Origin of the sequence: Clavibacter lycopersici (genome assembly GCF_003576405.1) — a bacterium.
Taxonomy (GTDB): Bacteria; Actinomycetota; Actinomycetes; order Actinomycetales; family Microbacteriaceae; genus Clavibacter; species Clavibacter lycopersici.
Map to the genome: position 1 here is coordinate 1 of NZ_QWGT01000098.1, position 9,561 is coordinate 9,561.

The 9,561-nt window shown below is 75.6% G+C and carries 11 protein-coding genes and 2 pseudogenes; 11 read left to right on the forward strand and 2 right to left on the reverse strand.

Going from position 1 to position 9,561, the window contains the following annotated elements:
- Positions 1-306, forward strand: a 306-nt coding sequence (locus DZG00_RS08225) for a GNAT family N-acetyltransferase (protein WP_119455521.1), incomplete at its 5' end; no start/stop codon positions are given.
- 24 nt (positions 307-330) lie between these two features.
- On the opposite strand, the gene DZG00_RS08230 is transcribed toward DZG00_RS08225, so the two are convergent.
- Positions 331-567, reverse strand: coding sequence for a hypothetical protein (locus tag DZG00_RS08230; RefSeq protein WP_119383340.1), 237 nt, complete (start codon positions 565-567; stop codon positions 331-333).
- Positions 568-612: 45 nt separating this feature from the next.
- Between DZG00_RS08230 and DZG00_RS08235 the strand changes: the two genes are divergently transcribed.
- From DZG00_RS08235 to DZG00_RS08245, 3 genes are read left to right on the forward strand one after another with little or no spacing between them, the layout of a single operon-like run.
- On the forward strand, positions 613-1,080 hold the full coding sequence (locus tag DZG00_RS08235; RefSeq protein WP_119455522.1) for a MarR family winged helix-turn-helix transcriptional regulator: 468 nt from the start codon (positions 613-615) through the stop codon (positions 1,078-1,080).
- 43 nt (positions 1,081-1,123) lie between these two features.
- Positions 1,124-1,495: an ArsR/SmtB family transcription factor gene (locus DZG00_RS08240; protein WP_094127602.1), complete on the forward strand. Its 372-nt coding sequence runs from the start codon at positions 1,124-1,126 to the stop codon at positions 1,493-1,495.
- Positions 1,476-2,519 (forward strand): DMT family transporter, encoded by a 1,044-nt coding sequence (locus DZG00_RS08245; RefSeq protein WP_119382285.1) that lies wholly within the window; start codon positions 1,476-1,478, stop codon positions 2,517-2,519. Before DZG00_RS08240 ends, DZG00_RS08245 begins: the two co-directional genes overlap by 20 nt.
- 57 nt (positions 2,520-2,576) lie before the next feature.
- Here the strand turns inward: DZG00_RS08245 and DZG00_RS08250 are convergent, their stop codons facing one another.
- Entirely contained in the window at positions 2,577-2,825 is a 249-nt protein-coding gene (locus tag DZG00_RS08250) for a hypothetical protein (RefSeq protein WP_119382284.1), read from the reverse strand.
- 142 nt (positions 2,826-2,967) lie between these two features.
- On the opposite strand from DZG00_RS08250, the gene DZG00_RS08255 reads away from it, so the two are divergent.
- From DZG00_RS08255 to DZG00_RS08280, 7 genes and pseudogenes are all read left to right on the forward strand, one after another.
- Positions 2,968-3,813, forward strand: coding sequence for an endonuclease/exonuclease/phosphatase family protein (locus DZG00_RS08255; RefSeq protein ID WP_119382283.1), 846 nt, complete (start codon positions 2,968-2,970; stop codon positions 3,811-3,813).
- A gap of 53 nt (positions 3,814-3,866) precedes the next feature.
- Entirely contained in the window at positions 3,867-4,466 is a 600-nt protein-coding gene (locus tag DZG00_RS08260) for a DUF2238 domain-containing protein (RefSeq protein WP_233549085.1), read from the forward strand.
- 155 nt (positions 4,467-4,621) lie between these two features.
- Positions 4,622-5,110, forward strand: a pseudogene (locus DZG00_RS17300) (D-glycero-alpha-D-manno-heptose-1,7-bisphosphate 7-phosphatase); the annotation flags it as partial.
- Positions 5,111-5,164: 54 nt separating this feature from the next.
- Positions 5,165-6,226, forward strand: coding sequence for a glycosyltransferase family 9 protein (locus DZG00_RS08265; RefSeq protein ID WP_233549086.1), 1,062 nt, complete (start codon positions 5,165-5,167; stop codon positions 6,224-6,226).
- Positions 6,223-7,275, forward strand: a complete 1,053-nt coding sequence (locus DZG00_RS08270) for a glycosyltransferase (RefSeq protein ID WP_119455523.1) — start codon at positions 6,223-6,225, stop codon at positions 7,273-7,275. The genes DZG00_RS08265 and DZG00_RS08270 overlap by 4 nt, the downstream gene beginning before the upstream one ends.
- Positions 7,272-9,200 (forward strand): glycosyltransferase, encoded by a 1,929-nt coding sequence (locus DZG00_RS17515; protein WP_119455524.1) that lies wholly within the window; start codon positions 7,272-7,274, stop codon positions 9,198-9,200. The genes DZG00_RS08270 and DZG00_RS17515 overlap by 4 nt, the downstream gene beginning before the upstream one ends.
- Positions 9,197-9,561 (forward strand): annotated as a pseudogene (locus DZG00_RS08280) (D-beta-D-heptose 1-phosphate adenosyltransferase); the annotation flags it as partial. The gene DZG00_RS17515 and the pseudogene DZG00_RS08280, both read left to right, overlap by 4 nt.

Here is a 9,561-nt window from a genome sequence, read left to right on the forward strand (position 1 = left end):
CTCCGCGCCGCCGGCCACCTCCGCACGCTCGACCGCGCGCGACCCGGCCTCCCGCACTGGCGCCTGGCCGAGGTGGGCGTGGGCGCGTCGGCGCGCGGACTCGGCGTCGGATCCGCGCTCCTCGCCCACGGACTCGCCCGCGTCGACGCCGACGGATCCGCGGCCTACCTCGAGTCGTCGACCGCGCGGAACCGCGCGCTCTACCTCCGGAACGGCTTCGCCGAGCTGGGAGCCCTGGCGGGCCTGGCCGGATCCAGCCCGGTGGCGATGTGGCGGCCGGCCCGCGCGGAGGCGCTGGCGCGCTGACGGCGCGGGATCAGCGCACCCGGATCAGACCGGGCAGCGCACCTGCGTGCGCGCTCCGGACCGGTCGATGTCGTGGTCGGGCATGGGCTTGCCGCACATGGGGCAGAGCCGCGTCTGCGGCTCGGGCACCGGGTCGTCCGTGTACGGGCCGAGCGGGGGCGCGCCGAGGTACGGCCGGAGCCGCTCGTTGAACCGCTCGACGGCCGCTCCGAAGCCGCGTTCGCGCCGCGGGCCGTCCGCCTGGCCTTTACCTCGTGTCATAGTAGTAAGTGTACGCGGTATTTCGGCAGGCGGCGAGGAGCTGGCATGGCACACGAGGACGCGACGCGCACGGATCCCCTGGCGCTCGAGAGCCAGGTCTGCTTCGCGGCCGTGCTGGCGGCGCGGTCCGTCGTCGCGCTGTACCGCCCGATCCTCGAGCCGCTCGGCCTCACGCATCCGCAGTACCTCGTGATGCTCGCCCTCTGGGAGCGCGACGGCCGCTCGATCTCCGACCTCGGTAGCGCGCTCGCCCTCGAGCCCGCGACCATCACGCCCCTGCTGAAGCGCCTGCAGTCGGCCGGCCTCCTGGAGCGTGCGCGCAGCGACGAGGACGAGCGCGTCGTGCGCGTCACCCTCACCGACGCGGGCCGGGCGCTCCGCCGCCGGGCCGAGCAGGTGCCCGCCCGCGTGGCCGAGCGCACGGGCATGACCCCGTCGGAGCTCGCCCGGATCCGCGACGACCTGCACGCGTTCCTCGCGCGCATCGACGCGGCCCCGGATCCCGCGGCCTAGCCCCCGCACGCCGAACGCCCACGGCATGTGCAAGAATCTGCGCATGGATGCAGATAGCAGATGCGGCCGGCACCCCGACAGCCAGCACGTCGAGCTCGCGGTGGAGGTGTTCGCGATGCTCGCCGACGCCACGCGCGTGCGGATCGTGCTCGCGCTCCGCGACGGCGAGCTGCCCGTCAACGACCTCGCCGAGCGCGTCGGGAAGTCGCCCGCCGCGGTCTCGCAGCACCTCGCGAAGCTGCGCCTCTCGCGCGTCGTCGCGACCCGGCAGGAGGGCACGCGCGTCTTCTACCGCCTGGTCGACGAGCACGCGCGCCAGCTCGTGACCGACGCGATCTTCCAGGCGGAGCACCAGCTCGACGGATCCGGCGCCCACCACCACGAGGAGTCCGCGCGTGCGGACGGCGCTCGCTAGCCGCGGGGTCCAGGCGGCGCTGCTCTCGGCCGTCCTCTTCGGCGCCGGCACCCCCGCCGCGAAGCTCCTGCTGGACTCCGTCAGCCCCTGGCTCCTCGCCGGCCTCCTCTACACGGGGTCCGGGATCGGGCTCGGACTCATCCGCGTGATCCGCCGGTCGCCGCGCGTGCGCCTCGCCCGCGAGGAGCGCCTGCCGCTGGCCGGGGCGATCCTCTTCGGCGGGATCCTCGGCCCGGTCCTCCTGCTCGTCGGCCTCGCCGGCATGCCCGCCTCGGGAGCGTCGCTGCTCCTCAACGCGGAGGGCGTCGCGACGGCGCTCATCGCCTGGATCGTCTTCCGGGAGAACGCCGACCGGCGGATCGTGCTCGGCATGGTCGCGATCGTCGCGGGCGCCGTGCTGATCACGGTGCCGCAGGGGGTCGAGCTCGGCAGCCCGTGGCCGGCGCTCGCGATCCTCGGCGCCTGCCTCTCGTGGGGCATCGACAACAACCTCACCCGCAAGGTCGCGCTGAACGACGCCACGTGGCTCGCCGCGGTGAAGGGCGCCGTCGCGGGGCCGGTGAACCTCGCGCTGGCCTTCCTCCTCGGCGCGCAGCTGCCCGCCATCGGCAACGTCGTCGCGGCCATGTCCGTCGGCTTCCTCGCCTACGGGGTGAGCCTCGTGCTGTTCATCGTCGCCCTCCGCCACGTGGGCACGGCGCGCGCCGGCGCCTACTACTCGGTCGCCCCGTTCTTCGGCGCGCTCCTCGCGCTGGTGCTCGGGGAGCCCGTGACGTGGCCGCTGGTCGTCGCCGGGATCCTCATGGCCGTCGGCATCTGGTTGCACCTCACCGAGCGGCACGAGCACGAGCACACCCACGAGGCCGTGACCCACGACCACTGGCACACCCACGACGCGCACCACCAGCACGATCACGCCGAGCCGGTCGCGGCGGGCACCCGCCACCGCCACGAGCACACCCACGAGCCGCTCACCCACACGCACGAGCACTACCCCGACAGCCACCACCGGCACGCGCACTGACGGCGGCGGGTGACGCGGGAGGGCGGGAGCCGCGGACGGCGCTCGCCCTCCCCGGGATCACCCCTGGTACTGGATGGCGCCCTCCCAGCCCTTGAAGGTCGAGCGGCACGGCGACTGGCCGTAGACCTTCGTGCCCTTGTTCGCGAACTCCTTCAGCTTCCACGTCACCGCGGACGCGCAGAGCGCCTTGGTGTCCTGCATGGTGACCCACTGCAGCTTGGCGGCCTGGGCCGGCGCGGCACCGAGGACGGTGCCTCCCGTCACCAGGGTGGCCGCCAGGACGATGGTCGCGATCCTCTTGCGCATGCTCTCTCCCCCATTCGACGTCCGGATGCCCGGACGGCGGCAGTCAAGCAGCGCGCCCGAGCGAGGCGACATCCCCCGTTCGGGCGGTGACGGTTCCCCGCCGGCGACGGTGGTCGGGCCCGCGCTGGGGGACGATGGATGCATGACCCTCAGCGCCGACGGCACCCTCACGGACGGACGGGTGCTCATCGGCCCGGTCGACGCCCCCGAGCTGCACGTGATGACGTACAACATCCGCCGCCTGTTCCGCCGGTACCGGCCGGGCAGCCCCGACCGCTGGGCCGACCGCGAGCCGCTCATCGCCGAGCTCCTCCAGCGCGAGCAGCCGGCGCTCCTCGGCACGCAGGAGGCGATGCCCACGCAGGGGCGCGCGCTGTCGCAGGCGCTCGGCCGGCACTACCGGCGGATCGGGCACGGCCGCAACGCCGACGGGCACGGCGAGGGCTGCCCCACCTTCTACGACACGCGCCGCCTCGAGCTCACGAGCTGGCGGCAGGTCGCCCTGTCGGACACGCCCGCGGTCGCCGGATCCCGCAGCTGGGGCAACATGGTGCCGCGGATCGCCGTGGTCGCCGACTTCACGGATCGCGCCACCGGCCTGCCCCTGCGGCACGTGAACACGCACTTCGACCACCTCTCGCGGCGGTCGCGCGAGGAGTCGGCGCGCATGATCCTCGGGATCGTCGCCGAGGTGCAGGTGCCCACGATCGTCGCGGGCGACACGAACGCGGGCGTCGACACCGAGCCGCACCGGCTGCTCGTGGAGGGCGGCGCGCTGGTGGACGCGTGGGACGGCGCCCGCGAGCGCCTCACGCCCGAGTGGGGCACGTGGTCCAACTACAAGGCGCCGAAGCGCACGACCCGCCGCATCGACTGGATGCTCGTCACGCCCGACGTCGAGGTGCAGCGCGTCGGCATCAACACCTCCCGCACGGCCGGGCGCGCGCCGAGCGACCACGAGGCGCTGCAGGCGGTGGTGCGGTGCTGACGGATCCGACCGCGCCGACCCCGGCGGACGCGCCGACCCCACCCGAGGACGTCGTGGCCTTCGCCGGGCTGGCCGGGCTCACCTTCCTTCAGCCGCCGCGGGGGATCACGGCCGTGCTCGCCGACGTCGTCCGCGTGATCGGGTTGCTCACCTTCCTCTTCTCCGTGTTCGCGTGGACGGGCACGACCTCGGCGATGTTCGCGCTCGCGCTGCTCGGGCTCGTGGCGCCGCGGGGTCTCGGGGCCAGGCCCGGGCTCGACCTCGCCATCGGTGTCACGACGCTCGTCTCGGCCGCGAGCAACCGGCTCGACCTGTACGAGCTGCTGCCCTGGTGGGACATCCCCGCGCACCTCGTCACGACGGCCGCGCTGGCCGCGCTCGTGATCCTCCTGGCCGACCGCGCCGGCGTCGTGGTCGACCGGCGGCCGCTGCCGCTCGGGATCCTCAGCCTCACGGTGGGGCTCGCGCTCTCGGCGCTGTGGGAGCTCGGCGAGTGGGCGGGGCAGACGTGGCTGGATCCGGCGATCCTCACGGGCTACGCGGACACGATCGGCGACATGGCGGTCGGCGGGCTGGGCGCGCTGCTCATCGCGCCGCTCATGCCGATGCTGCTGGCGCGGTCGCGGTGGATCCAGGAGGCGCCCGCGCGCTGAACCCGCCGCGCCCCGATCGCCGCGCCCCCGCCCGAGGGCGCTGCTGCTCCCCGCGCGGGGGCGCTGCTGCGGGTCGCCGCGGAGGAGTGTGACGCCCCGGGGAGAAGTGCTCGGGGCCGGGTTTGGGTGGAGGAGCAGTCGGGTACGGGCCGATCATGCGCTCGCCCGGGAACGACCTCGAGGCCGTCCTGTTCGACCGGGACGGCACGCTCGTCGTCGACGTGCCGTACAACGGGGATCCGGCGCTCGTCACGCTCATGCCCGGCGCCCGCGAGGCGGTCGACGCCGTCCGCGCCGCGGGCCTCCGCGTCGGCATGGTGACCAACCAGTCCGGGATCGCGCGCGGCCTCATCACGCGCGACCAGGCCGACGCCGTCAACGCGCGCGTGCAGGAGCTGCTCGGCGCGTTCGACCTCGTGCTGCTGTGCCCGCACGGATCCGACGACGGCTGCGACTGCCGGAAGCCCCAGCCCGGGATGGTGCTCGAGGCCTGCCGGACGTGGGGCGTGGATCCGTCGCGCGTCGCGGTCGTGGGCGACATCGCGGCCGACATGGGCGCCGCCCGGGCCGCGGGCGCGCGTGGCGTGCTCGTGCCGACGCCCGTCACGCGCGAGGAGGAGGTGGCCGAGGCGGAGCTCGTGGCCCCGACGATCCTCGACGCGGTGCACCTCCTCATCCACGACCCGGCGCCCCGCAACGTGCTCGTCGTGCGGCTCGACTCCGTCGGCGACGTGCTGATCTCGGGGCCCGCGGTGCGCGCGGTCGCCGCCGACCCCGCTGTCGAGGTGCACCTGCTCTGCGGGCCGCGCGGCGCGTCCGCCGGCCGGCTGCTGCCCGGCGTCCACGCGGTGCACGTGTGGGACTCGCCGTGGATCTCCTCCCCGGCACCCGCCGCCGACGCCGCCAGCGTCGACGCGCTGCACGCGATCCTCGCGGAGGTCGAGCCCGACGAGGCCGTCATCCTCACCTCCTTCCACCAGTCGCCCCTGCCGCTCGCGCTGCTGCTGCGGCTCGCCGGGGTGACGCGGATCACGGGCGCCAGCGTCGACTACGCCGGATCCCTGCTCGACGTGCGCCTCAAGCCCGGCGAGGACCTCGACGAGGACCAGCCCGAGCCCGAGCGCGCCCTCGCGATCGCCGCCGCGGCCGGGCACGCGCTGCCCGCGGACGACGACGGGCGCCTCGCCGTCCTGCCCGCCGAGCTGCCGTCCGACGTGGAAGCGCTCCTCCCCGACGGCCCGTTCGCGCTCGTCCACCCCGGCGCCGCGGTCGGCGCGCGCTCGTACCCGGCCGACCAGCACCGCGACGCGGTCGCGCTCCTCGGCGAGCGCGGGATCCCCGTGGTCGTCACGGGCGGACCCGACGAGCGGGAGCTCACGGCGCACGTCGCCGGATCCACCGCGCTCGACCTCGGCGGCCGCACCGACCTCGCGGGGTTGGGAGCGCTGATGCGCCGCGCGGCAGTGCTCGTGAGCGGCAACACCGGGCCTGCGCACCTCGCCGCCGCGGTCGGCCTGCCCGTCGTCAGCCTGTTCTCGCCCGTCGTGCCGCCGATCCGCTGGGCGCCGTACCGCGTGCCCGTGATCCTCCTCGGCGACCAGGACGCGGCCTGCCGGCTCAGCCGCGCGCGCGACTGCCCGATCCCGGGGCACCCGTGCCTCAGCGGGGTCTCGGCCGCGGAGGTCGCCGACGCGGTCGAGCGGCTGCTCGCGACGACGGGCGGCACGGCGTCGCGCCCGACCTCGGAGGTGCCCGCATGAGGATCCTGATGTGGCACGTCCACGGCGGATGGACCGACTCGTTCGTCCTCGGATCCCACGAGATCCTGTTCCCGACCACGGAGGCGCGCGACGCGTGGGGCCTCGGCCGCGGCGGTCGCGCCTGGCCCGCGACCGCGCGCGAGGTGGATCCGTCGTCCCTGCACGACGCGGACGTCGACCTCGTCCTCCTCCAGCGCGTCGCCGAGATCGAGGAGGCGGAGCGCCTGCTCGGCCGGCGCCTCGGATCCGACGTGCCCGCCGTCTTCCTCGAGCACAACACCCCGCGCGGCGCCCCGACCGAGACGGTGCACGCGCTCGCCGGGCGCGACGACATCCCCGTGATCCACGTCACGCGCTTCAACGCGCTCATGTGGGACACCGGGATCGCGCCGACCACGGTCGTCGAGCACGGCGTGCCCGACCCCGGCGCGCTCTACACGGGCGAGGTCGCGTCCTTCGGCGCCGTGATCAACGAGCCCGTGCGCCGCGGCCGCATCACCGGCACCGATCTGCTGCCCGCCTTCGCGGCGATCGCGCCCGTCGAGGTGTTCGGCATGGGCTCGGACCTGCTACCCGGAACGTTCCCGTCGCTCGGCGGCAGGATCGTGTCGCGCGGCGACCTGCCCACGGCACGCATGCACCCCGAGCTCGCGCGCCTCCGCGCGTACATCCACCCGCACCGCTGGACCTCGCTCGGCCTGTCGCTCCTCGAGGCCATGCACATGGGGATGCCCGTGCTGGTGCTCGACGCGACCGAGGCGTCGCGCGCGGTGCCTCCGGACGCGGGCGCCATCTCCTCCGACCCGGGCGACCTGGTGCGCGAGGCGCGGCTGCTGCTGGCGGATCCCGACGAGGCCGCCCGCCGCGGCCGCGTCGCCCGCGAGGCCGCGCTCGCCCGCTACTCGCTCGGCCGCTTCCTGCGCGACATGGACGCCGTGCTCCACGACGCGGTGGACGCCGCGGCCGGGCGTCGGTCACGTCGCGCGCTCGCCGCATCCGGCTCCACGACTCCCCCGCACCACCCGCTCGACGAGAGGACGACACGATGAGGATCGCGATGATCTCGGAGCACGCCAGCCCGCTGGCGACGCTCGGCGGCGTGGACGCCGGCGGCCAGAACGTGCACGTGGCGGCGCTGTCCGCGGCGCTCGCGGACGAGGGCCACACCGTCACCGTCTACACGCGCCGCGACGACCCGGCGCTCCCCGCACGCGTGGCGTTCGCGCCCGGCGTGGAGGTCGTGCACCTCGACGCCGGACCCGCGCGCCAGGTCCCGAAGGACGAGCTGCTGCCGCACATGGGCGAGCTCGCCGACGGACTCCTCGCCGACTGGCGCACCGCCCGGCCCGACGTGGTGCACAGCCACTTCTGGATGTCCGGGGTCGCCGCCCTCGACGCCGCCGCGCGCCTCTCCGCATCCCCCGTGGGCGCCGCCGCCGCGCCGCCCGTGCTGCACACCTTCCACGCGCTCGGATCCGTGAAGCGCCGCCACCTCGGCGCAGAGGACACGAGCCCCGCCGAGCGCGCGACGCTCGAGCCCGGGGTCGGCCGCCGTGCCGACGCCGTCATCGCGACCTGCTCCGACGAGGCTGCCGAGCTCGTGCGCGCCGGCGTCGACGCAGCCCGCATCACGGTGATCCCCTGCGGCGTCGACATCGGGCACTTCACGCCGCGCGCATACGCGGACGAGGAAGACGGCGCCCCGATGCGCGTCATGGTCGTCGGCCGCCTGGTGCCGCGCAAGGGCGTCGACCTCGCGATCGAGGCCATCGGGATCCTCGCCCGCCGCGGCCGCACCGACGTCGAGCTGGTCATCGTCGGCGGCTCCGGCGACGGCGCGAGCGGATCCGACGACCCCGAGGCCCGCCGCCTCATGGACGCGGCCCGCGCCGCCGGCGTCGCCGATCGCGTGCGCCTGCACGGCCGCGTCTCCCAGGCCGACATGCCCGCCGTGATGCGCACCGCCGACGTCGTGGTGTGCGCGCCCTGGTACGAGCCGTTCGGCATCGTGCCGCTCGAGGCGATGGCCTCCGGCGTGCCCGTCGTCGCGTCCGCGGTCGGCGGCCTCACCGACAGCGTGGTCGACGGCGTGACGGGGATCCTCGTGCCGCCGCGCGACCCCGCCGCCATCGCCGAGGCCCTCGGGGACCTGCTCGCGGATCCCGCGCGCCGCCGCCGCCTCGGCCGCGCCGGCCGCGACCGCATGGAGCACGGCTACGCGTGGTCGACCGTCGCCGCCCGCACCGCGGAGGCGTACCTGGCCGCGATCCAGGCCGCCGCCCCCGACGACCTCCCCGCCGACCCCACCGTGGTCGACGCCCACCTCGACGCGCTCGGCCCGGTGCTCGACGACCTCCGCCGGCACGCGCCGCGCCTCACCGCGTGGGGCCGCGAGATGGCCGACCGCCTGAGCCACGGCGCGCGCCTCATCGCGGCCGGCAACGGCGGATCCGCGGCCGAGGCCCAGCACCTCACGAGCGAGCTGGTCGGCCGGTTCGACGGCGACCGCCGCCCGTTCTCCGCGATCGCGCTGCACGCGGAGTCGTCGGCGGTGACCGCGATCGGCAACGACTACGGCTTCGACGAGGTCTTCGCCCGGCAGGTGCACGCGCACGCGCGATCCGGCGACATCGTCGTGCTGCTCTCCACGAGCGGCCGCAGCGAGAACCTGCTCCGCGCCGCCGCCGCCGCGCGCGCCGCGGGAGCCACCACCTGGGCGATGACGGGCCCCGGCCCGAACCCGCTGGTGGAGGCGTGCGACGAGTCCCTCGCGCTCGACGGGCCGTCGGCCAACGTGCAGGAGGCGCAGCTCGTCGCCGTGCACGCGATCTGCCGCGCGTTCGAGAGCCGCCTGAAGGCGAACGACCGGGCCGCGGCGCGCGCTTCGGCGACGACGGCCGCCCCGACGGCGTCCGTGCCCGTGACGGTCGCTCCCGCGTCCACCACGGCGGAGCCCGCCGAGGTGCCCGCGTGAGGATCGTCGTGGTCGGCGACGTGCTCCTCGACGTCGACATGACCGGCGCCGCGCACCGCCTCAGCCCCGACGCGCCCGTGCCGGTGATCGAGGTCGAGGAGTCGCTGCCCCGCGCGGGCGGCGCCGGCCTCGTCGCGACGATGCTCGCGCGCGACGGCCACGACGTGCGCCTGGTCACCGTGCTCTCCGACGACCGCCACTCCGCCACGCTCCGCGAGTGCCTCCAGCGGATCGAGGTGGTCGCCGGGCCGTCCGGCGCGCCCACGCCCGTGAAGACCCGCCTCCGCGCCGACGGCCACGCCGTCGCGCGCATCGACGAGGGCTGTGCACCGCCGCCCGCGCCCGCCGCGACCGACGCCAT